Source organism: Psittacicella hinzii, assembly GCF_003585885.1.
Classification (GTDB): domain Bacteria; phylum Pseudomonadota; class Gammaproteobacteria; order Enterobacterales; family Psittacicellaceae; genus Psittacicella.
Window position 1 is genome coordinate 18,916 of sequence record NZ_NRHC01000040.1, and the last position, 23,285, is coordinate 42,200.

Sequence of the window (23,285 nt, forward strand, 5' to 3'; positions counted from 1 at the left end):
TTTAAAATTCACTATTGTTTTTTAATTTCGCTAGATTTGCTTTTAAAGCTAAGATTTTTTCTTGAGAAACTAAATTCTGTAAATTATGCTCTTTGTCGCTCTTACCTTTTACTTGGGCTTCTAAACTACCATCTTGCATTAATAAAGTAAAATTATTTAGTTTTTCAACTTGAGAGATTGAAGTTACAACTTGTTGCTCTTGATCTAAAACCATAGCATAACCTCGTGACAGAGGTAATAGAGGATTACTTACTTCAACTCTTTGTAATAAGTACTCTAGTTCATTAACTTTAGTCGCAAATTGACGGTTAGCCAAATATTTTATTTGATTTTCTAGATAGCCGATGTCTTTAACGTAAGCTTCAAGCTTACTTAAAGGTTGCAGACGCATAACTTGGTTACGTTTTGCTTGCCAATCGTATTCCTTTTGCCAAATCTGATTTTTATACAAAGTCTCTAACTTTGCTGTTAATTCATTTAATTTGGTATTTCTTACTGACAAGGAATTAGTATAAATATAATCTAACTTTAAAGCTAAATCATTTATGATTTTTTGATCTCTTTCTAAAAGATAGCTTGGGTTAAAACGTTTAACTTTTTCTTGGAGTAAATTTACTTGGTTTTCTTTTTGTTTCCAACTAATTACTAAAACTTGGTTTATATCTTTATTAGCTTGCTCAAGACGGTTTAATTTATCTTGCCAATAAAAAGTATACATACGGTTTAACTGATACTCTAACTCTGTAAAGTAATTAAAGTAGTCTGCTATTTTTCTAGAAGGATCTAGGTATGATAATCTTTGGTCTAGTTGATTAAGCTGATGGTTTTTGAAATCAAATAAACCATTTACCAATGAGTTTAATTGATTTAAAGCATTATTTACATAATCTCTGACACGTAAACGCCAAATTGTAATGTGCTTAGCTGCAGCCGTAGGGGTCACACAAGCGTAATCGGCAACTAAGTCGGTTAAAGGATTATCAACCTCATGTCCTACTGCGGAAATAGTTGGGATTTTTGAAGCTAAAATAGCCTTAACTAATTCATAATCAGAAAATGCTAACAGATCCTCAAAAGAACCACCTCCACGTCCAACAATCAAGACTTCACACTTATTTTCTGCATTTGCCGTGGCTAGAGCTTCAATTAAAGAAGCTACCGCATTATTACCTTGGACATTAGCGTCATAAATGGTGATCTCAATATCTGGCGCTTCTTCTCTAAAAACCTTGAGCATATCCTGTACCCCAGCAGCTTTAGATGAAGAAACTATCCCTACTTTGAGAGGAAATTGAGGGATTGCACGTTTACGTTCAGGACTGTGCCAACCATTTTTTACAATTTCTTGTTTTATACGTTCAATTCGAGCTAATTGTTCACCAATTCCTCCAGCAATACGCATACGTCTAATATTTAGTTGCATACTACCACGTGGATTATAAACAGTTAACTCACCATAAACTTCTACTGTTGCCCCTACCTGAAAATCTTCTACACGACAACCTGTAGACTGGGCAAACTCACGAAAGCTAGTTTGGTAATTCCAAACATTGGCATTAATTATGGCATCTTCTTCAGTATCTTTAAGAGTTAAATAAGAGTGCCTACCTGAATGTTTTATACTTGAAATTTCTGCGATTAAGTACACTCCCCAGTAACGTTCATTAAAATGGCTTTGCACTTTATTTAAAAATTGAGCTACTGATAGAGGCTTTATTTTGCGTTCAGGTTTAACTTCTTCAACTTCTATTTGATTAAAATCTAATTCAAATTCCATAAAATTTGTTCTCTTAGCAATATTCGGAGGGGAACATTTAAATATTATAGCTTGTTTCACTAAACAACTGGCTAAATTCTCTCTAAAGTGATAAATTTTTGCCTCTAGTTTTACCTATTTTAGGAATAACAAAGTTAAATCTTTTTAAGCTTTTGAAGCTTGATTAACTTCTTCCAGCTAGTTAATAAATCGTTATTTCTTTCTAAAGTATGCTACAATAAATGCCGACAACAGAGCTAACATTTTTCGAATTTTATGTCTGAACAAAATGTAAATATTATTGAAATCTTTGACGTGGTAATCTACCCTGAAGATATTTTACGTACTCGTGCGAAAGAGTACACTGAAGAAGAATTTGGTCAAGAACTACAAGATCTTGGCAAGAAAATGCTTGACACTATGTACGCTCATGAAGGCATTGGTCTAGCAGCTAACCAAATTGATCTAGATAAACGTATTATTGTAATTGATGTATCTGAAGATAAAAGTAAACAGTACATTATGATCAATCCAGTAATCACTCACCAAGAGGGTGAAACTGCTATTGAAGAGGGATGTTTATCTGCGCCTAATGTACGTGACTTTGTTAAACGTGCAGAGAAAGTTACTTGTGAATACTATGATCCACAAGGTAATAAACATACCATTGATGCTGATGGTATCCTTGCTATCTGTATTCAACACGAAATTGACCACTTAAATGGTATTATGTTCTTTGATCATTTAGAAACTTTCAAACGCAACCAAGCGCTTGAAAAAACAATGAAATATAAGAAAAAATTAAGTCGTTTAAAATAATTTTAGCTAAAGGAAGGAACTCTTGTGTTCCTTCTTTTTCTACTTAATTTACTCTCCCCCCCATAATTACGGTAGTTTAGCTATTTTGCAATTGCTAAGGAAAAAGCTCAAGTATGACAAACACTCCTTTAAAAGTTTTATTTGCAGGTACTGCTGACTTCTCAGCTACATTCCTAGAACCTATTATCCAATCTGAACACCAAGTAATTGGCGTAGTAACCCAACCGGATAAAGTATCTGGTCGTGGCAAGAAAGTTCAAATGACTAAGGTTAAAGAGATCGCTGTTGCTCATGATATTCCAGTTTATCAGTTTAACTCTTCTCTTCGCCATCCAGAGAACTATCAAGAGTTATTAAAACTAGACTTTGATATTATGGTGGTAGTTGCTTTTGGTGACATTTTACCAATAGAATTAATTGACTTCCCTAAATACAAATCAATTAATGTACACCCGTCTTTACTACCATTTGGTCGAGGAGCTTCTCCAGTACAAAATACAATTGCTTCAGGTGACCAAACTACCGCTTTCTGTATTATAAAAATGGATGCTACTTTAGATACAGGTGATATCCTTTACCGTGAAGAAGTAGACATTGCACCAAAAGAAACTTCAGAAACTTTATTTGCTAAACTTTCGCAAATGGGTGGTCCTATTTTAATTAAGGTTCTAGACAATATCGAGCAGTATTTAGCAAATGCTAAACCTCAAGATCCATTAAATGTTCCTGAACCTAAGAAAACTTACACTCGTAAGATCAAAAAAGAATACGGCCGTTTAGATCCGGAGTTAGAAGCTATTGTTTTAGAAAGAAAACTTCGTGCTTATACTCCATGGCCTGGTTTATTCTTTGCTCATCCTGAACAAGAAAATCAAGACATTAAAGTAATTGAAGCCCAAGCTTTTACAAGTTTAGAAGAAGTAAAACAATTACACGCAACTAACAATAAGTTTGATTTAGTAGCTTCACAAACTCCTGGAACTATTGTTGCCCAAACTGATAAAGCGGTTTACCTCTTATGTGCAAATAATACCGTTCTGGAAATAACTTCTTTACAATTACCAGGTAAAAAACCTACAGATCTAAAAAGTTTAAGAAATGGTTACCCTAACCTTTTAGCTTTAGGATCTAACTTAAAAAATAACTAATTTTAAATTAATCAATGGCAGAACCTTTAAAACTCAAAACTAAAACAGCTTCACCGAAAGGTAAGCTTGCAAGCGAGAAAACTACTTCAAAGACTAGATCTTCGAACAAGTTCTCTGGCAATAAAACCAATGCAACAAAAGCTAACTCTAAAAAAGCTTATCGCAACAAAAGTCGAGATAAAGCTAATCTAGATAAAAGTAAACAGCAAAAGCGTAACCTAGATAGTGAATATGTTAATACTAGCGATTTAAGTCAATTTGGCTTAACGCGCGTAAAAAGTAGCACTTTTACTAATCCACGTTTTCAAGCAGCTTTACTAATTAAAAGAGTGCTTGAAGATAAGCAACCGCTTAATATTAATTTAAGTGGTGTAGTTAAACCTAAAGACATAGGTTTCACTTCAGAATTAGCCTACGGAGTAATTCGTAACTTACCACGCATTAATTTTATTGCTAATAAGCTCCTAACTAAACCTTTAAAAAAAGAAAACTACTTTAGTCAGTTTATTCTTTTAATCGGTATCTATCAAATTATTTATATGCGTGAAGCTCACCATGCTGCCGTATATGAAAATGTTGAGCTTAGCAAGCAACTATACGGCAAAGGAGTATCAACTATTATTAATGCTTGTTTACGTCAACTACTACGTGAACTTGATACTTATCTCGAAGCGAGCAAAGAAGTAAGTCTCCTACCAAAATGGTTAAGCAAAACTTTAGAGGCAAGAGTTAGTGAAGAGAAATTCTTACCTATGGTTGAAGCTCTTAACCAAGCTCCGCCTCTTTGGTTACGAGTTAATCAAGATAAAATTTCAGCAGATAAGTTCTGCCAACTCTTAAAATTTGCTGAAATAGAATATCAACAACATCCACAATTGCCTCAAGCGATTTTATTAACTAAAGCTTTAACAATTGCGGATATCCCAGGGTATGAGCAAGGATTATTCTCTGTTCAAGATTTACATGCGCAATTATCAAGTTTAATCTTAACGCAAGAAGTCCAAGACTTGGCTTTAAGTGAACAGCTAAGTAAAGCTAAAAATATTAATTTAAAAGAAGATATTAAAGAGCCAATTATCTTAGATACATGTTGCTCTCCTGGTGGAAAAACCACTCATCTTCTTGACTTAATTCCAACTGCAAAAATGATCGCTACCGACATAGATGCTGGCAGAATTAAAAGAGTATATGAAAACTTAAAGCGTTTAAAACAAACAGCCCAAGTTATTACAGCGGATGCTCGTTTTCCAGAACAATGGTTACCGCAAGCTATCTCTAAGGTAAGTCAAGAGCAGCAAGTTGACTTAATGTTACTCGACATTCCATGCTCTGGTACTGGAGTAATTCGTCGTCATCCAGATATTAAATGGCTCCGTACCCCAGAAGATGTTACTCGTTTAGCGCAAATTCAACTAGAAATTCTTACAAAATCTTGGTCTTATCTAAAATCTGGTGGTAAATTACTGTATACCTCTTGCTCAGTTTTAGGTGAAGAAAACGAACAAGTAATTGAAAAATTTCTAGCTACTGTAACTGACGCTAAAGAAATTAACATTAAAGCTTTTGTACAAACTAATATCAATTCGCAAGCGCAAATTGAGGTTAGTCATGGCGTACAGCTAATTAACCAAATTAATGGTGGAGATGGCTTCTACTACTGCTTACTAAGTAAAATTTAAGCAATAAAAAATTCCTTCAGGTGCAAAACCCGAAGGAATTTTTTATTAAAACTATTTTTCAAATTTCTCAACTAGTTGAGCAAATTCTTGTCCTTGTAAAGGAACACCCTCATGTAAAGCAACCACTGCCGAGAAATGGTCACTTACATAAGTTGGATTACTTAAATCAATTGGTTTACCATAGTTGTAACCATAAGTTAAACCTAAAACGTCAACTTTAGCAGCTAAACCAGCTTTAATGTCGTTTTCAGAATCACCTACCATTAATACACGTGAGCGATCTGTTAAACCGAAATTCTCCATGTGTTTTAGAATTCCTTCTGGATCTGGTTTGTTGTGCGCTAAATCGCCTTCACTAAACACCCCATCAAATAATTCTAATAAACCAACACCAGCTAACACTTTTGGCGTTAAAGCTTTCATTTTATTAGTTAAAACTGCAAGTTTTACTCCGGTAGCTTTTAAATGATGTAAAGCTTTTTCTACCCCAGGAAAAAGTTTAGCGTGAGTATTACCTACCTCAATGTAAAGTTGTTGGTGACGAGCTTTAAACTCATCTTTTAGAGGTAAAACTTCCGTATCATATAATTGCTCGGTAGGTAAAGATAGAAGTTCATCTTTACCAGCAAAGCGTGCAAAAAGTCTTTTGTCTTTAAGAATTTCTCTTCTTAACCACGCAAAACATTCCGTTACAGCAGCGTCATGACCTTGACCTACCCAATTGGTTACTTCTAGAGTTGGAGGTTCTGGGAAACCAAATTCCTTACAAGCAAGACGATACGAATGAGCAATATCTTCGATTGTATTTAGTAAGGTACCATCTAAATCAAATACAATTAAATCATAGTTGTAATTTGCCATGCTTATTATTCTCCTCTAAAAGATAGGTCTACATAATCTTCTGATTCATGCTCTAGCGCTAACTCACGTAATTTAGAAATAATTTGCGCGTAGTCATCTTCACCAAAAATTGCTGAACCAGCAACAAAGTTAGTTGCACCAGCATGCGCTAGAACGGCAATAGTATCTTTATTTACACCACCATCTACTTGAATTTCAACTTGTTCAAGTAAATTTCTTTCTTTTAACTCTTTACGTAAAGCTTCTACTTTACTAATAGTATAAGGTAAGAATTTTTGTCCACCAAACCCAGGATTTACAGTCATAATCAGAATTAAATCAAGTTGATCTAGTACTGGGTAAAGTAATTCTACTGGAGTTGACGGAGTAATTGCAATCCCTACAGTTAAACCAAGCTCTTTAATTAGTTTAATAGTACGGTCAATATGAGTAACTGCTTCGTAAGAAAATGTAATATGGTTAGCACCAGCTTCTTTGAAGTACTGTGCTAATCTTTCTACTTCATTAGTCATTAAGTGCACATCAATCGGTGCTGTAATCCCATAATCTCTTAACGCTTTACAAATTGGCGCACCAAAAGATAAATTAGGGACAAAGTTATTATCCATAACATCAAAATGGATGCGATCAGCTCCTGCTGCCATAACTTTAGCTACATCTTCACCCAAACGCGCAAAGTCAGCAGACAAAATTGAAGGAGAAATTACAATTTCTTGACTCATAGAAAAATCCTAAATTTTTTAATTTATGAAGAGTTGTTAAGTATATTATACCGGTTAAACGCTTTAACTTGATAAGTTTTAAACGTGATACTAGCTTTATGTTAAAATAAACAACTACACAAACCTATCTAATTTATTTTAAATATATCTTAATTAACATCAAGTTAAATATATTCAAAATAGATTAAATTTACCCTTGTTAATAAGTTTAGAAATGACTAATACAATTTCCGATATTGCAAAGAACTTTATTCATCTTAGAGTTCACTCTGATTTCTCGATTAACTCGGGAATTATGAAAATAAAAGACATAATTGCCCTCGCAAACCAGTACTCTATGCCGGCGGTAGCTGTGAGTGATCTTAATATGTTCTGTGGTTTAATTAAGCTTTACGAACAAGCAACTTCTAAAGGAATTAAACCAATTTCAGCGATAGACACGCAATTTATGGATTATCGTGGTTGTTTACACGATATTACCCTAATTGCAGAAACTGAAGAGGGCTATGTAAATCTACGTCGTCTCATGACTGAAACCTATGTGCGTGCACGTAGTAAAATTGAAGTTAATACTGTTGTGAGAAGTTTAAAATCTACTCGTCGCGACTCTAGAATTTACCTAAGCTTGGAGCAACTGGAAGCTCATAATGAAGGAGTTATTTGCTTACTTCCAGCATATTTTGGACCACTAGGTAACAGTGCGCGTGAAGATAAAATTGACTTTGCTGATCAAAGTTATGAAGACTTAAAACGCATTTATAAAAACAAACTCTTCCAAGGGATTGCCCGCTGTAACCGTCCTGGAGAAAAAGGGTTAGAAAAGTACGTCTTAGAGTATGCGTTAAGATATCAAATGCCTCTTGTTGCAACTAACGACGTGCTCTTTAAGCGTCGTTCTGACTTTGATACTCACCAAATTCGTGAATGTATTGCTCAAGGGGTAGTTATGTCTGATTACCAACCAGAGTACACAGTTGAACAGTATTTTAAAACTGGTGAAGAAATGGCTAAGCTCTTTGAAGATTTGCCTATAGCTATTGAAAATACAGCAAAAATTGCGCAAATGTGTACAGTGCGTTTTAAATTAGGACATAATGACCTCCCTAAATTTACTTTAGACGTAACTGATCCTGAGCAGAAAAAACTTAAAGAAGAATTTGATAGTTTCTTTAAAGAACATCCAGAGACAGATGAAGAAGAATGGATTCTTGAAAAACTATCTTATCAAGGTCTAGATGAACGCTTAGCAATTCTCTATCCTGACCAACAAGAACGTGAAGCCCAAAAACCTATTTACTATGAACGTTTAGAGTACGAACTAGGAATTATCAAACGTATGAAATTCCCAGGTTACTTCTTAATCGTTCAGGAGTTTATCAACTGGTCGAAAAAAAATGACATCCCAGTTGGTCCAGGACGAGGTTCGGGTGCCGGTAGTCTAGTTGCTTATGCCTTAAAAATTACCGATCTTGATCCTTTAAAATATGCTCTTCTCTTTGAGCGTTTCCTAAACCCATCACGTAAATCGATGCCTGACTTTGACGTTGACTTCTGTAATGAAGGACGTTCACGTGTAATTGAACACATGCAAGATCACTATGGTAAAGATTCTGTTTCACAAATCATGACTTTTGGTACCATGGGTGCGAAGATGGTAGTGCGTGACGTTGCGAGGGTAATGGGGATTGACCGCTTTAAAGCCGAAGACTTAGCTAAATCTCTTCAGGATAAGCTTGAATATAAAGATGGTGATGAAGTTAAAACTGCTAAAGGTACTTTAGAGAATAACGTTAAGTATAATCCTGTTTTTAAAGCTTACTATGATAATACTGATGAACCTGAATATCGTCATATCGTTGAGTATTCTAAACCATTAGAAGGACTAGTTCGTCAAGTAGGTAAACACGCCGCAGGTATTGTTATTTCACCTATCGAAATGAACAATTACTCTGCTCTATATGTCTCTGAAGACGGAGAGCAAAGTACCCATTTTGATAAAGATGATATTGAACGCGCAGGTCTAGTTAAGTTTGACTTCCTTGGTCTAAAAAACTTAACCATTATTAAGAATACCATTAGAATGATTCATAAGCGTCAACGTCGTCAAGGCGTAGCCGAAAAGGATTTATTTAACATTAACTTAATTCCTCTTGATGATCGCGCAAGTTATGAATTACTCCAACAAGGTGATACGCATGGCATCTTCCAGCTAGAGTCTACAGGGATTACTAAACTAGTTGTTAAAGCAAAACCTGAAGAGTTTGAAGATATTATCGCCTTAATTGCTCTATACCGTCCGGGTCCTTTACAATCAGGGATGGTGGATAACTATATCAACCGTAAAAATGGTACCGAAGATGTATTCTATCCAACTCCTGAACTAAACTTCGAAGTTCTCAAAGAAATTCTTGATCCTACTTACGGGGTTATTGTCTACCAAGAGCAGGTGATGCAGATTGCCCAGGTCTTCTCTGGTTATACCTTAGGAGATGCGGATAACTTACGTCGTGCGATGGGTAAGAAAAAACAAGAAGAGATGGACAAAGAGCGTAGTAAGTTTATAGCTGGTGCTGAGAAAAATGGTCACGATCCAAAAGACGCGGAAAAGCTATTCGACCTAGTAGATAAATTCGCTGGTTATGGTTTTAACAAGTCTCACTCGGCTGCCTATGCTTTAGTGTCATATCAAACAGCTTACTTAAAAGCGCATTATCGTGCTGAGTTCTTAGCTGCGGTTTTAACCAACGCCCAAAGTGATATCTCCAAAATCTACGGTACAGTTAAAGATCTTAAAAAACCAGCGCGCAATATCCATGTAGAGTTCATTCGTCCAAGTGTTAATTACTCTTTTGAACACTTTGATGTAGATCTAAATGGACGTGTAATTTATTCTCTCGCAGCTCTTAAAGGTGTGGGACCTGATGTTGTTCACGAATTAGTGAAAGAACGTGAACGTAATGGTCTTTTCCGCGACTTTTATGACTTTATTAACCGTTGTGGTAAATTCTTTACCGAAACGCAACTTAAAGTTATGATCAATGCAGGTTGTTTTGACGACTTTATTGAAGCCAATATAACCAAAGGTCATAGTCGCGAAGTTTACTTACATGTATTAAAACCAATTATTAATGCGGTAAAAAATAGTAATACCGGTAATATAAATCTCTTTGCCGAACTTACTGAGAATATAGATACCTATATCAAACCTGAAATTGTTAGAGAAGTAGAACCTTGGACAATTGCAGAAAGATCGCATCGTGAATTTGAAGCTTTTAACTTCTATTTTGCTGGTCACCCTATTTTTGAGTTTAAGGCAGAAAGAGAGGCGCTAACCGAATGTCAATCAATTAGCGATATGCTTATGATGTTCAACGATTACAGCAACGAAGTACAACAAAATGTCGCTCGTGGTAATCAGCGTAGTACAGTCAAAACTGTAGACCTTGTTGTACACATAGACGCGGTACGTAAGACTAAGTCATTTGACGGTAGTCGTAATGTTCTTGACCTTGCTTTCTCAGATGAATCTGGCAACTATCGCGCTGATATGTTTACAGGTTTAACTGCCAATGAGCTCGCTGAATTAGCTGATAGATTACAAGAAGATACTAAAGCTGTAGTAACTATGCAATTCTCTTCTTACCAAAACAAGGATACTTTAGAAACCAGAACAGCAATGCGTATTAAAAAAGTTACTCCTCTACAAGAATATCTTTCTTACTGTAAAGGAACTATTTACGCGCTCTTTGATATACGTAAAGCTAAAGGTTTAAGAAGAGTTAATGAATTCTTTACTAAATACTTTAAAGATAAGGTTGCGACTAATTTACCATTAGAGTTTCATTTTCTGTTCTACACCAGATTTGGTGTAGGTAGTGTTGAGCACAAACATGTGACAACCTACGACGAAGGAATTTTTAAAGAGTTAAAAGAATGTTGTGGGGTAAACAACATAATTTATAAACTCGAATATGTTGATCCGGACAAAAATAAATTCCGTCGTCGCTTTAATGAAAATCAAAATTAGCTCGAAAATCCTTAGCAAAATTGTAATTTATTAGCAATTTTTGCGTTCTTATCATATAATAAGGAAATTAGTAGGCTAACTTTTTCCAGATGTGAATCTCTATTAGCTATATAGCCTATCTAATATACAGAATTTTATATATTTTTAAATCCTTATCATGACCTTTCAACTCTCATAAGATAGAACTTCTATCTTTTTATTAAAGATTATGGAACGTACATACTTACCTTTCGAAAAGCCTATTGAAGAATTAGAGCAAAAGATTAATGCTTTAAAAAACTCTGAAGCAGCTCAATCTTCAGGTGTAGATTTCCAAAGCGAAATCCAAAGTTTAGAAAATAAGCAACTTGAACTTTACAAGAAAATTTTCTCAAATCTAACACCTTGGCAAATTACTCAAATTGCTCGTCATCCAGACAGACCGCACACTCCTGATTACATTAAGTTAATCTTTACTGATTATCAAGAACTATGTGGAGATCGTGCTTTTGCTGATGACCGCGCAATTATCGGTGGCTTAGCTCGTTTTGATGGCAAGCCTGTAATGGTTATCGGTCACCAAAAAGGTCGTAAAGTACAAGAAAAAGTTAGAAGTAACTTTGGTATGCCTTCTCCAGAAGGATACCGTAAGGCTTTACGCTTAGCTAAATTAGCAGAACAATATAAAATCCCAGTAATTACTTTTATCGATACAGCAGGTGCTTATGCTGGTGTTGGTGCTGAAGAGCGCGGACAATCAGAAGCAATTGCACGTAACTTACGTGAATTATCTTGCTTAAAAACTCCAGTAATTTGTAACGTTGTTGGTGAAGGTGGTTCTGGTGGTGCTTTAGCAATTGGTGTTGGTGACAATGTTAACATGCTAGAGTATTCAACTTATTCAGTAATTTCTCCTGAAGGTTGTGCCTCAATCTTATGGAAATCAGCAGATAAAGCTTCAGTAGCAGCTGAAACTATGGGATTAACAGCTCCTAAAATTAAAAAATTAGGTTTAATTGACGAAATTATCCCTGAGCCATTAGGTGGAGCGCACTCTGATTATCAAACTACAGCAGAAAATATTGCTAAAGTTCTTAGAAAACAATTATCTCAGCTAGAAGAATTATCTACAGAAGAACTATTAGATAGACGTTACCAACGTCTTCTAAGCTTCGGTGATTTTGATATTGCTGACGAATAGTTTTATAGCGGGAGGTAGGTATTACCTCCCTATTTTGTTATAAAAAACTTTCTTATAACAATTTTTCGTTATATACTAGTAGAAAGACAACACTTATAAGATTAAATTAGATAAATATGAATACAGCAGTTTTAGTTATTGTTTTATTTATTGTTGGCGTACTTGTTGGCTTTTTCCTTGCTAAAGGATCAAGCGCAGATCAAAAACGAGTACAAGAATTAAAAAATGAGCTAACCAATGTACGTAAAGCTCACCAAGAATCTCTTGAGCAAGTAAATTCAGCGATTGAAAGTGTAAAAAGCTTAGCCCAAAACATGGCATTAACTTATCAGTCTCTAGAGTTTACTAAAGCTTCTTTAGAAGGTAGAGAAGTTGAGAAAAACTTCTTATTACAAATTAAAAACGGTCAATTAGAGCGTATTGCTTCAGGTGCAGATGCAAAAGCAGAAGAAATTGTTGACGCACAAGTAGAAGTGACTAAAGATAAAGAAGAGACAGAAAATAAAACTCAAGAAAAATAATTATTTATATCATTTTTCAAAGTAGAAACTTAGTAAAAGTTTCTACTTTTTTTATTAAAAGCGTGCTTATACCACAATTTTTAATAAAATTTTAAATTATTTACTTTTTTCTCTTGACTTTACTTTTATAAAACTAGTAAACTAAACACTGATAAATATGCGCTTTGTTATAAAAAGGAAAAGCTTTATTATTTATACACCTTAATTGACCATTAATATAAAAAAGAAGCTTTGTTTTAATAAAGCATAAATCCGATTAAATAAATGCTAGAGTTGCTTATGTGTAATGCTAATTAATTTTAGCAATATCAATTAATTAAGCATTATTGATAACGAATTGTGCACTTATTAAATATGCAAATTTGTTTATTAATACGCTTACTAAGCCTATAAGTAAACAACTTTGACTAGCGTGTAACCATTTGGGAGTTCATTACATGAAGCGCTCAGTTCTTACTTTATTCTCAGGTGAAAATGACGTACTAAGTCATGTTTTACGCCTAGCCCTGACTGAGAAAGGAATTGCCTACGATGTTGAATACATTGCAGACGATCCTGAGCACACACCTACAAACAGATTTACGGCCAGCGGTAAAATGGAATTTAAAAAAGCCACTATTGTTGATCGTGATCTAAAAATCGATGACATTCAAATCGCTCTAGAATATTTAGATGATAAGTTTCCACATCCACCACTTTTACCGAGTGAACCTGAAAAAAGAGCGAAAGTAAGAATTGTTATTAAATTAATTGAAGAAAGAATTTTTCATCATCTCGAGAAATTAAACTCTCCTTATAGCGATGAAGTTCTCAATGCTATTGAAGAAATCACTAATTTTATTGTGCAAATTAGTGGGATTATCAATGATCGTAATTTACAAATTTTTGAAGAAGAGTTTTCTATTTTAGACTGTTATATTGGTCCTATTTTATATAAACTCTTTAGATCAACTATAGATTTACGTTCTTTCCATATTCCGACAAAAGTAGCAAACTACTACCGTCGTATTCATAGCAGAGAACAATTTCTCAAGAGTTTACAATTATCACCTTCTCGTGGTTTTATGTACGAGAAAGGTAAATAAAAAATTCCCCTCTTTAGCTTAGCAACAACACCTTTGTTGCTAACTAGAGGGGAATTTTTTTATTCTCTTAATGTAAATTATTCTTAATGAACTATAATTTTTTGCTTAATTTGCCTAATTTACCTCTAAAAATTTAACAAATAAAGACACAGTTTCGCCTTAGGCATATAATAAAAACGGAATCTTTATTTTTATTAAAAGACAAATATTTTATATCTTACATAATTCTAGATTTTTCTAGACTTGCTTTAATCTTATTTAGGAGATTATATGCGTGTTAATCTTTTTGTAACATGTATCGGTGACGTAGTTAAGGCTAATACCTTAAAAAAAACCGTCCTCTTATTAGAAAAACTAGGATGTGAAGTGGTTTTTCTAAGTAAACAAACTTGTTGTGGTCAACCTGCACTAAACTCTGGCTATGTAAATGAGTCAAGAGCTGCAGTAAAAACTCTAATTAAAACCTTTGAAGAGAACGATTACCCCATCGTTGCTCCAGCAGGTTCATGTATTAACTCAATGAAAAAGTATAAATACTTATTCGAAGAGGGTGATGCTTGGAGAGAACGTGCAGAGAAATTTGGTGAGCGTTGTCACGATCTAACTGATTTTATTGTAAACGTTTTAGGTGTAACTGATGTTGGCGCAAAATTAGAAGGGAAAGCTGTGTATCACGCTTCTTGTTCTTTATGGCGTAAACTAGGTGTTGTTGAAGAGCCTATCAAACTATTAAAAGCTGTAAAAGGTTTAGAACTACTAGACTTTGAAAACAGTGAAACTTGTTGTGGTTTCGGTGGTACTTTCTCAGTTAAAATGGCAGAAGTTTCTGGTGAAATGGTAACTGAAAAAGTTGAGCACATTTTAGCAGTACAACCTGATTATGTAATTGGTGCCGACTCATCTTGCTTAATTAACATCGGTGGTCGTCTTTCACGTGAAAAACAATTAGACAAGGTTAAAGTACTTCATATTGTCGACGTACTGGTTACTGATGAAGAATTAGAAGAGGCAGGTTACTAATATGAGTTTAAAGACGTCTGATCTACCTTTAAAACAACGTTTAGATAAAGAAGTACATAACGAGGTTTTACGTCGCAACCTAATTAAAGCGCAAAACGTTATCGGCGCTAACCGTAAAAAAATGATGGAAGAACTCGGTCATTTTGAAGAGTGGCGCGAGTTATGTGAACAAATTCGTAATCACGTGATTGCGAATATTGATGGTTACTTATACCAGTTATCGGAAAAAGTAACACAAAATGGTGGTCATATTTACTTTGCAAAAACAGCTGAAGAAGCTACGCAGTATATTGCTAAAGTTTGTAAAGAAAAGAACGCTAAGAAAGTTGTAAAATCTAAATCAATGGTAACTGAAGAAATTGGGTTAAATGAAGTTTTACAAGAAATTGGTGTTAAAGTTTTAGAAACAGACTTAGGTGAATATGTTTTACAAATTGTTGGTGACCGTCCTTCTCACATCGTGGTACCAGCAATCCACCTATCACGTACTGAAATCAGACAAAGATTACATGACACTTTAGGTTACGAAGGTTCTGAAACACCTGAAGAAATGACGGCATTTATCCGTAAAACCTTACGTGAAGATTTCTTAACCGCAGATGTTGGTATTTCTGGTTGTAACTTTGCAATTCCAGAAACTGGAAGCGTGTGTCTAGTAACAAATGAGGGTAACCTACGTTTAGCAACTACGACCCCAAAAACTCATATTGCTGTTATGGGTATGGATCGTATGGCGCCTAACTTTGAGAACGTTGATCCGCTATTAACTTTACTTCCACGTTCTGCTGTAGGTTCTCGTTTAACTTCATACAACACTTGGTTAACAGGTCCACGTCTTCCTGGGGAAATTGATGGTCCTGAAGAGTTCCACTTAGTTGTAGTTGATAATGGTCGTTCTGATCTATTAACTTCTGAGTTTAACGAGATGTTACGTTGTATCCGTTGTGGTGCATGTATGAACACTTGTCCAGCATACCGTCAAATCGGTGGACATGGTTATGGCTCAATTTACCCTGGTCCAATGGGAGCGGTATTAACTCCTATCCTAGGTGGTTATAAAGAGTTCCATGAGTTACCAAATATTTGTTCATTATGTACAGCTTGTGACTCAGTGTGTCCTGTGAAGATCCCATTATCTTCATTAATTTTAAAACACCGTGAAAATGTAGCTAAATTAGGTTATTCGAAAAAATCTGAAAAATTAGCTATGAGCGGTTTCAACTTTGTAAATAAACACCCATTTATTTGGGATAAAGTTGTACGTTCAGGTAACAGCCTACTAAACAGTTTTTCAAACGATGATAATAGTCCACGCGGTTTTGCGAATGTAGCTGTAGTTAAAGAATGGACTAAAGCTCGTGACTTACCACGTAATGAGCATCAAGAATCATTCCGCAGCTGGTTCAAAAAACATAAGGAGAAACGCAATGGACAAAAATAATCGTGATGAATTTCTAAGAAGTATTGCTTTAAAATACGGTAGAGAAATGAAAACTACTCCGGATCCAATTCCAGAGTGGGTAGTAAACTATCCAAGAACAAGATTAACTGAAGTTTCTCGTACTGATTTATTAAGTAACTATATTGAATACTGTAAAACTGTAGGGATTGATATTCAAGTAACTAAACCTGAAAATTTAGCGCGTACAGTTGTTGAATTAAGTGCAAGCTTTACAGATGGTAAAATCATTTTAAACGATGATAAGCGTTTACACGATGCTGGTATTACCCAATCTCTAATTAACCATTTTGGTCAAGAGCAAATTTGGGTTTGGGATGCTAATAAAGGTCGTGCAAACTTAGCTTTTGCGGCAACGGCAAATATTGGTATTGTCCACGCTGAATGTGGTTTAACTGAATCTGGCTCTATTGTATTAGAATCTAGTCCTCTATACGGTCGTTCAGTATCTTTATTACCAAAATATACTGTTGTAGTTGTTAAAGCTTCAACTGTATTACCTCGTATGCACCAATACGCAATTCAAATCGATGAGCGTGCTAAAAAAGGTGAACGTACTCCTTCAGTAATTAACGTAATCTCTGGTCCTTCATCTACAGCTGATATTGAGTTAATCAAAGTTGTAGGGGTGCATGGTCCTGTAGGTATTAGCTATGTTATCGTTGATGACGAAGGTTCTTGCTCACAGTTTCTAAACTAACAGCACATAAAAAAGTCTCTCATACTTAACTGTATGAGAGACTTTTTTTAATCCTCTTTTAGAATTTGGTAGATTAAAGCATCTTCAGCAAAACCATTTAATGAATTACTATAGTAATTATGGCGAGTTGATAAATACTTAAAACCATTTTTTTCGTAAAGATAGATAGCAGGAGTATTACTGCGACGTACTTCAAGTAGATAGTTCGTCGCTTGTTTTAATTCCCCAAAAGTTAAAAATAAGTCTAATAGTAGTTGCCCATAGCCTTGCTTACGATAGATAGAGTTAACTTTAATGTTGTGTAACTCTAACATTTCATATTGCTGGCTAAAACAAATAAAGCCGATAATCTCATCAAGCTTTAAATATCTACTTTTACTTCCTTTACTTAAAAACTTTTGTAAATTAGTAAAACTTGGACGACGCCAATCTAACTCGGTTTCTTTAAGGCTTAGATGCCCTAAAAGAATTTGTGCGGTAAACTCTACTAACTCCTCTAGGTATTGCTCATAAAAAGCAATAAAAGGCAAATAATTAGCATTACGCATCTTCTCGATTAAAGCATAATCTAGACGATACTCTTTTGCTATTACTTGTAAAGCTTCACGCTTTACCTCTTCTAAATCAAGAGTTATCTCGTCTTGTGTAACAATACTTGCTTGTTCACTTAACCATTGCTTACGTAACTCTTGCCAATTTTGCTGTAACTCTTGCTCAAAAGCTAAAAGCGGTTGACTATCTTGAGCTTCAGGAAGTTGTTCAAATTCAATTAATTGCTTAGTAAATTTAAGGATTAATTCTTTTACTTCCGGAGTTTGCAGTAATTGCGCAATTTCTCGACTTGTTTTTAACTCTTGCCCCAAAGGTAGAGCTCTGGGAATGCGTTCTATTAGAACCCCATAGTTACCAGAGTTAGAGTTACGCTTGCCGGTGTAATAAGCAAATTGCTCTTCTCCCCAAGGATCAAACTCGTCTACTAAATCTATCTCAAGTAAGCGAACGCAGTCTGGGGTAAGATAAGGACGAATAAATACTTGATATTTATCATCACTAAGAGGTTCTAATTCAAAGCGTAAACTATCTAGAAAAGAATTTTGCCAATAATTAGTATAACTTTGTAGATTCATAACTAATTATCATTATCAATACGAGAAGATACCGCTGAGTTTTGATATTTATATTTAGCATTATCCCTTGCAGTATATGGTTTTAATGCTGGTGAGCTTAGAGGTTCAAAGCTAATTGCTCCAATTTTCATTTTTGGACGTAAAGCTAAAGGAACTTTACCTTGATTTGAGAACTCTAATACAATTCTTCCAGACCAACCTGGATCAATACGGTGTGCAGTTACATGCACCATTAAACCAAGACGCGCTAAAGATGAACGTCCATCTAACCATGCTAAAAAGTTGTCAGGAATTGTTACTGATTCAAAAGTACAACCTAAAGCTAACTCTCCAGGGTGTAGGAAAAACAACTGGTCATCTTCAATATAAATTTCTTCAGACATTAAAGCATCTAATTGCTTTGCTAAGTCTGCACTTGAACCCGCTAAGTCTACGTAAGGAACTTTTTGGCTCGAAAATACTCTAAAGGTATTACCTAAAGATAGATCCACAGTTGCGCCTGTAATTCTGTCATTACTAGGACGAGGTTCAATTTTTATCTCTTCTTTATCAAGAGCTTCAATAATATCTTTATCTGATAAACGCATTCTTAAGAAATTTTAGCTAAATAAACCGTAAAACCATTAGCTTGTGCTATGACTTTTACTTTATTAAAATGTTGTTGTAATATTGGTAAATAAGGTAAACCATTATTTGCTACTAAACGTAATGCTCCATGCGGATGTAATCTTTTACGAGCTTGGGCAATTAAATCTTCAGTAATTTTAAAAGTAACCTCATTACCTTGATGAAATGGAGGATTTGAAACAATTTCACGATAGAAAACAGCTTCTAAACCATTATTTATCGCTTGTTCTATCGCACTCGCAGCTTGTAAATTGAAATTTACGCGTGCGGTTAAATTCTGTAAATTTAAACTTGAACTTACTAATGCAGGAGCATAAACTTCAATTAAATCCCAATTATGATTTACCTGTGGGTTAGGGATTTGTTTTTGCAATAAGTTAGCTACATATTGCGCAATTACTCCAGCTCCAGAAGCATAATCTAAAAAGTTTAGATTAGGATTGGTAACTTCTAGATTTAAATCTTTATTATAAGTACGTGATAACTGTAGTAAATGCTGATTATGCTCTGCTTGTAAATCGTCGTAAGTAGAAAGGAGCAATTTAGTTCCAACATCAAGATTATCCGAACTAAAAACTCCAGGTAAAGAGACTATCTCTCCTGACTCTAAAGCAAAGCAACTATGTTTGCTTTTTTCTTTTAGTTTAGCGCTTACTTGTAAGTTTGCTTTTGCGTAAAAGAGGCGACTACGAGCAACATTATCTAGTTGTCTTACAGGGTTGTCCAGTAAAGACTCAATTGTTTTGATACCAGAATCGTTAGTCCCAATAAAGAAAACGTTTAAGTTTTCTCCATCAAGTCCAAGATTTTGACAAGCTGCTTCAATTTCCTCAATTAGGTTTAAAAACTCTTCTTTGGTCTTTGGCCAAAATACCACTAAATTAGTAGCTTGAGTTAAGCGCAATAACTGTGTTAGAGGTTGCTTGAAGTTTACCTTGGCTTTACCGATTTTTACAGGGAGGCTAGTTAAACTGTGAGCCAGATCGCTATTAGCTTCACTAATGTTATTAACTTTAGTTTGACTAACATCTAAATCTACCCCGTAAGCAAAGTAAACTGCTTTTTCTTTGAGGGGATAAGCTTGAGTTAAGGACTCTAATTCATTTACTTCTAAATTTTCCGGTAAGGAAAACTCTGTTCCTTTACTTAAAGCACTGCTTTTTTCTTTTACTAGATTTGCCCAGATTTTAAAACCTTGGCGCTTTAATAATTGACTAGCTTGAAAAAAGGTATATACTTCTTTAGTGTAAATCCCTAATTTATGTTCAGCAGGGAGTAACTCGATAAACTCATCGATTAAATCTGTATCTACAGCTCCAAGGAGTAATGTTCCTTCTCCTTGTTGAAAATAAGCTTGATTTCTTTGGATAATTTTGTTTAATTTACTCATCTTGATCTTATCGCTTTTGTTATCTATATTCTACTATAAATCTAGGGTAAATACTACTTAATTAGCAAGCAACTTCAGGTATAATATACTTAAAAATCTAATCTCTTGCTTTAGATTGAGCTTTAACTTTTTATGTATTCTATGCAAGATAACCCAAGTTTACAAACCTTATCAGAACTAAGTGAAAAAATTGATAGTTATAGTAGCTTAGTCGAGCAATTTAGAGAACAATTCCCTGTATTAGATCAAGCTCCTATCTATTTTGATAATGCAGCTACTAGTTTAAGACCTCAAGTAGTACTTGAATCTTTTACACGTGGTTTTGCGTATGCAGGAAACGTTGAGCGTTCGCTTCATACCTTTGAATTATCTGCCTTAATAAAATCAGGCAACAATTATTTAAAAAATTATTTCGACCCTCGTGAAGATAGTCAGTTAGTCTATACTGCCAACACTACCCAAGCAATTAATCTCTTAGCTCAGACCCTAGGAGAGTTTTGGTGTGCACAAAAAAATGCTGCTAACAGTCAAGAGACTTACTACATTCTAGTAGGACAAAGCAATCACCATGCTAATCTTTTACCTTGGATTAAACTTTGTCAGCAATATAGTTTTCTACAATTAAAGTATATTCCTTTAAAAGAAGATTTAACTTTTGATTTAGACTATCTGCAAAACTTTTGCCAAGAGCACGCTAACAACTTACTGTTAGTTAGCATTAGTAGTGTAGACAATAGTAACGGCATGGTGCATCCTATAGGCAAGATCAAACAAATACTTGATACTTTTAGTCCCCATGCTTGGTTAGCTTTAGATAATGCTCAAGGCTCTACTTATAATCAGATTTACTTAGAAAAAGCAGGTTGTACAGATTATTGGCCTGCAGATTTTCTTATCGGTTCTTTACACAAAATGTTTGGTTTAACTGGGATTGGTTATTTAATTACTACCCAAAGAATTAACCAATTGAAAGGTAAAGAAGATAAAGATATAAATCTTCTCACCAAATTTTTTAAGCTGTCTAATGAGTTTATTAACAGCCAAGAAAAGAGCAATGAAGAGTTTATTCACTTAAATCTTCCTTACAAAGGCAATAGTTTAAATCACCAATTAGTGGGTGGAGGCTTTGTTAAAAGCATAAACTTAGATAAAGTTGACTACCAATTAAAAGACACTAATCCATTTTTAATTGCCGGAACACCAAATATTAATGCGCAGGTTACAGTTAAGGACACAATAAAATGGTTAAACAATCAACCACTACGTGAACTTTACGACTATACGCATTTACTGCAACAGTATTTTCTTGAACACTTAAGACAATTTAATGATGTGCTTGACTTAAGTAATGCTACAGATGCACCATCGCAATTAGAAGTAGCTAGCCATAGTCTAAGAATTCTCCCATCTTTTGGGCACCATATTTCCCTTAGCATTGAAGATGGGCAAGATATTGATCTCGGACAAGAATTAGCTAAACATAATATTAGTGTTCGCGTTGGTAAACATTGCGCTTACCCTTACCACGATTTTCTAGGAGTTGACTCAACTCTCCGTATTAGTTTAGCTCCTTATAATACTCGTGAAGAAGTTGAATACGCTGTTGAGGTAATGTTTAATTTCTTTATGAATTTATAATTTTGGTATAATGGACTGACTTAGATTTTCAAAGAGAAAAATCTAAGAAAATTAACACATATCAAAATAATTTGTAATATCTATGGAAATGGAAAAAGAAACGGAAAAGCGTTTTATTAACTTAAGTATGTATGACAGTATAGTACGTGCTCGTCCTACGCCTCAACTAGTACATAATGAAATTATGACTTTTAATGGCGCTTTTGATCGTAACCCTGGTGGCTATAAAGACTATATTGAAATTACCGGATGCGAGACACCTATTTACATGGTGATCGAATCTAATCGTTTAACATTTATCTGTAGATCTAAAGTTTTACGTTCATATATTTTTACTTTATTAGTAAACTATATGTTTGATCGTAAGTTTGATTTTGAACGTTTTTTAGAGAAATACTCTATTCACAGTTACTTAACTGACAAACGTATTGAAAGTTTAAAAAATCTTTTTGATTTAGTTGCAAAATTAGATTTAAAAGACATTAAATACAAATTAGACATGCACGGTTATACTTTTGCGCGTAGTCGTGAATGCAAATGTGAACATTGCGGTTGCCATGAACAACCTTTAGATCTAGAAAATTAATATTAATGGTTAACAATTTTTGTTAACCATTTTCTTATATTTACTATGCAAAAAATTCTTATTACCGGTTGCTCTTCAGGCATAGGTTTAACCACTGCTCTTACCCTGCAAAATCTCGGTTGGCAAGTTATTGCTGTAATTCGTGATACTAAAGACGCTCCCCAACTTGAAGAGCGTGGCATTATCGTTAAGTATTGTGATCAAACTGATCCCCAACAAATCGAAAAATTATTTAACGATCCTGAAATACAAACTATAGATGCCGTTTTCTTAAATGCTGGTTACGGCTTTGTAAGTGCAAGTGAAGATACAGATCCAGAACAACTAAGACAATTACTCAACTGCAATCTTGTCGGCACTTGGGACTACTTCAATCGTTGTGTTAAAATCTTCCGCGCAAAAGGACAAGGACGTATTCTCATTACCTCAAGTATTGTTAGCTTTGTTGCAGCTCCATTTAGAAGTGCATACGGAGCTTCAAAAGCTGGCCTCGATGTCATGGTGAAAACCTTTAGAATTGAAAATGATAATCCAAAAATTCAGGTTAGCTTAATTAATCCAGGACCAGTTATTAGCAACTTTAGACAAAGAGCATTAAAAGAATACCAAGCTAGTCAAACTAGTCGTACTAACTCCCATTTAAAAGAGCAGTATCTTGAGCAAGAAAAGCGTTTAGAGAATAAAGATCGTAAACACTTTACTTCAACTCCTGAAGATATTGCCCAAGTAGTTGTTAAAGCTTTAAACTCTAAAAAGCAAAAAGTTCACTACTTAGTTGGTATACCAACTCACTTTATGTGGTACCTACAAAAATTTATCCCAGAAACTTGGGTAGAAAAGTTTATTCGTAAAACTTACAAATTTGAGAAATAAAAAAGGATCGCCTCAATCTGAGGCGACCCTTTTTTAAGTTTTGGTTTGATATAGGGATTCCCGAAAT

At 34.6% G+C, this 23,285-nt stretch carries 19 protein-coding genes; 13 read left to right on the forward strand and 6 right to left on the reverse strand.

The features are described from left to right. Position 1 precedes the first annotated feature (1 nt). Positions 2-1,777 (reverse strand): exodeoxyribonuclease VII large subunit, encoded by a 1,776-nt coding sequence (gene xseA, locus CKF54_RS03795; RefSeq protein WP_119524952.1) that lies wholly within the window; start codon positions 1,775-1,777, stop codon positions 2-4. A gap of 279 nt (positions 1,778-2,056) precedes the next feature. On the opposite strand from xseA, the gene def reads away from it, so the two are divergent. The 3 genes from def to rsmB all read left to right on the forward strand — a co-directional run bounded on the left by def (position 2,057) and on the right by rsmB (position 5,402). Then, positions 2,057-2,575: a peptide deformylase gene (def, locus tag CKF54_RS03800; RefSeq protein WP_119524973.1), complete on the forward strand. Its 519-nt coding sequence runs from the start codon at positions 2,057-2,059 to the stop codon at positions 2,573-2,575. 113 nt (positions 2,576-2,688) lie between these two features. Next, a complete protein-coding gene (gene fmt / locus CKF54_RS03805; protein ID WP_119524953.1) occupies positions 2,689-3,723 on the forward strand; it encodes a methionyl-tRNA formyltransferase in 1,035 nt (344 codons plus the stop codon). A gap of 14 nt (positions 3,724-3,737) precedes the next feature. Continuing rightward, positions 3,738-5,402 carry a 16S rRNA (cytosine(967)-C(5))-methyltransferase RsmB gene (gene rsmB, locus CKF54_RS03810; RefSeq protein ID WP_119524954.1) on the forward strand — a complete coding sequence of 555 codons (1,665 nt, stop codon included), beginning with the start codon at positions 3,738-3,740 and terminating at the stop codon, positions 5,400-5,402. A gap of 51 nt (positions 5,403-5,453) precedes the next feature. On the opposite strand, the gene CKF54_RS03815 is transcribed toward rsmB, so the two are convergent. Both CKF54_RS03815 and rpe read right to left on the reverse strand, forming a co-directional pair. Then, positions 5,454-6,263 (reverse strand): HAD-IA family hydrolase, encoded by an 810-nt coding sequence (locus tag CKF54_RS03815; protein ID WP_119524955.1) that lies wholly within the window; start codon positions 6,261-6,263, stop codon positions 5,454-5,456. A gap of 5 nt (positions 6,264-6,268) precedes the next feature. Then, positions 6,269-6,985, reverse strand: coding sequence for a ribulose-phosphate 3-epimerase (gene rpe, locus CKF54_RS03820; RefSeq protein WP_119524956.1), 717 nt, complete (start codon positions 6,983-6,985; stop codon positions 6,269-6,271). A 214-nt stretch (positions 6,986-7,199) separates the two neighbouring features. On the opposite strand from rpe, the gene dnaE reads away from it, so the two are divergent. The 7 genes from dnaE (at position 7,200) to CKF54_RS03855 (ending at position 16,977) form a co-directional block, all read left to right on the forward strand. Beyond that, the gene (gene dnaE, locus CKF54_RS03825; protein WP_119524957.1) at positions 7,200-11,012 is read left to right on the forward strand and encodes a DNA polymerase III subunit alpha; all 3,813 of its coding nucleotides are present in this window, start codon (positions 7,200-7,202) and stop codon (positions 11,010-11,012) included. A gap of 208 nt (positions 11,013-11,220) precedes the next feature. After that, positions 11,221-12,192, forward strand: coding sequence for an acetyl-CoA carboxylase carboxyl transferase subunit alpha (gene accA / locus CKF54_RS03830; RefSeq protein WP_119524958.1), 972 nt, complete (start codon positions 11,221-11,223; stop codon positions 12,190-12,192). A gap of 116 nt (positions 12,193-12,308) precedes the next feature. Next, on the forward strand, positions 12,309-12,713 hold the full coding sequence (locus CKF54_RS03835) for a DUF1043 family protein (protein WP_119524959.1): 405 nt from the start codon (positions 12,309-12,311) through the stop codon (positions 12,711-12,713). Between the two features lie 437 nt (positions 12,714-13,150). Further along, positions 13,151-13,798, forward strand: a complete 648-nt coding sequence (locus tag CKF54_RS03840) for a hypothetical protein (RefSeq protein WP_119524960.1) — start codon at positions 13,151-13,153, stop codon at positions 13,796-13,798. A 270-nt stretch (positions 13,799-14,068) separates the two neighbouring features. Beyond that, complete coding sequence (locus tag CKF54_RS03845) at positions 14,069-14,818, forward strand: (Fe-S)-binding protein (RefSeq protein WP_119524961.1); 750 nt, start codon at positions 14,069-14,071, stop codon at positions 14,816-14,818. Position 14,819: 1 nt separating this feature from the next. Continuing rightward, positions 14,820-16,259: a LutB/LldF family L-lactate oxidation iron-sulfur protein gene (locus CKF54_RS03850; protein ID WP_119524962.1), complete on the forward strand. Its 1,440-nt coding sequence runs from the start codon at positions 14,820-14,822 to the stop codon at positions 16,257-16,259. Continuing rightward, positions 16,246-16,977 carry a lactate utilization protein C gene (locus tag CKF54_RS03855; RefSeq protein ID WP_119524963.1) on the forward strand — a complete coding sequence of 244 codons (732 nt, stop codon included), beginning with the start codon at positions 16,246-16,248 and terminating at the stop codon, positions 16,975-16,977. Before CKF54_RS03850 ends, CKF54_RS03855 begins: the two co-directional genes overlap by 14 nt. A gap of 47 nt (positions 16,978-17,024) precedes the next feature. Here CKF54_RS03855 and CKF54_RS03860 read toward each other — a convergent pair whose 3' ends face one another. The 3 genes from CKF54_RS03860 to CKF54_RS03870 are packed head-to-tail and all read right to left on the reverse strand — an operon-like array spanning position 17,025 to position 20,121. Further along, a complete protein-coding gene (locus tag CKF54_RS03860; RefSeq protein WP_119524964.1) occupies positions 17,025-18,104 on the reverse strand; it encodes a GNAT family N-acetyltransferase in 1,080 nt (359 codons plus the stop codon). Between the two features lie 2 nt (positions 18,105-18,106). Next, positions 18,107-18,691, reverse strand: a complete 585-nt coding sequence (gene dcd, locus CKF54_RS03865; protein WP_119524965.1) for a dCTP deaminase — start codon at positions 18,689-18,691, stop codon at positions 18,107-18,109. 2 nt (positions 18,692-18,693) lie between these two features. Next, positions 18,694-20,121: a methyltransferase gene (locus CKF54_RS03870; RefSeq protein WP_119524966.1), complete on the reverse strand. Its 1,428-nt coding sequence runs from the start codon at positions 20,119-20,121 to the stop codon at positions 18,694-18,696. Positions 20,122-20,253: 132 nt separating this feature from the next. On the opposite strand from CKF54_RS03870, the gene CKF54_RS03875 reads away from it, so the two are divergent. From CKF54_RS03875 to CKF54_RS03885, 3 genes are all read left to right on the forward strand, one after another. Then, on the forward strand, positions 20,254-21,759 hold the full coding sequence (locus CKF54_RS03875; protein ID WP_119524967.1) for an aminotransferase class V-fold PLP-dependent enzyme: 1,506 nt from the start codon (positions 20,254-20,256) through the stop codon (positions 21,757-21,759). Between the two features lie 88 nt (positions 21,760-21,847). Then, positions 21,848-22,345 (forward strand): hypothetical protein, encoded by a 498-nt coding sequence (locus CKF54_RS03880; RefSeq protein WP_147396811.1) that lies wholly within the window; start codon positions 21,848-21,850, stop codon positions 22,343-22,345. A gap of 45 nt (positions 22,346-22,390) precedes the next feature. Beyond that, positions 22,391-23,218, forward strand: a complete 828-nt coding sequence (locus CKF54_RS03885; protein ID WP_119524971.1) for an SDR family NAD(P)-dependent oxidoreductase — start codon at positions 22,391-22,393, stop codon at positions 23,216-23,218. Positions 23,219-23,285 lie beyond the last annotated feature (67 nt).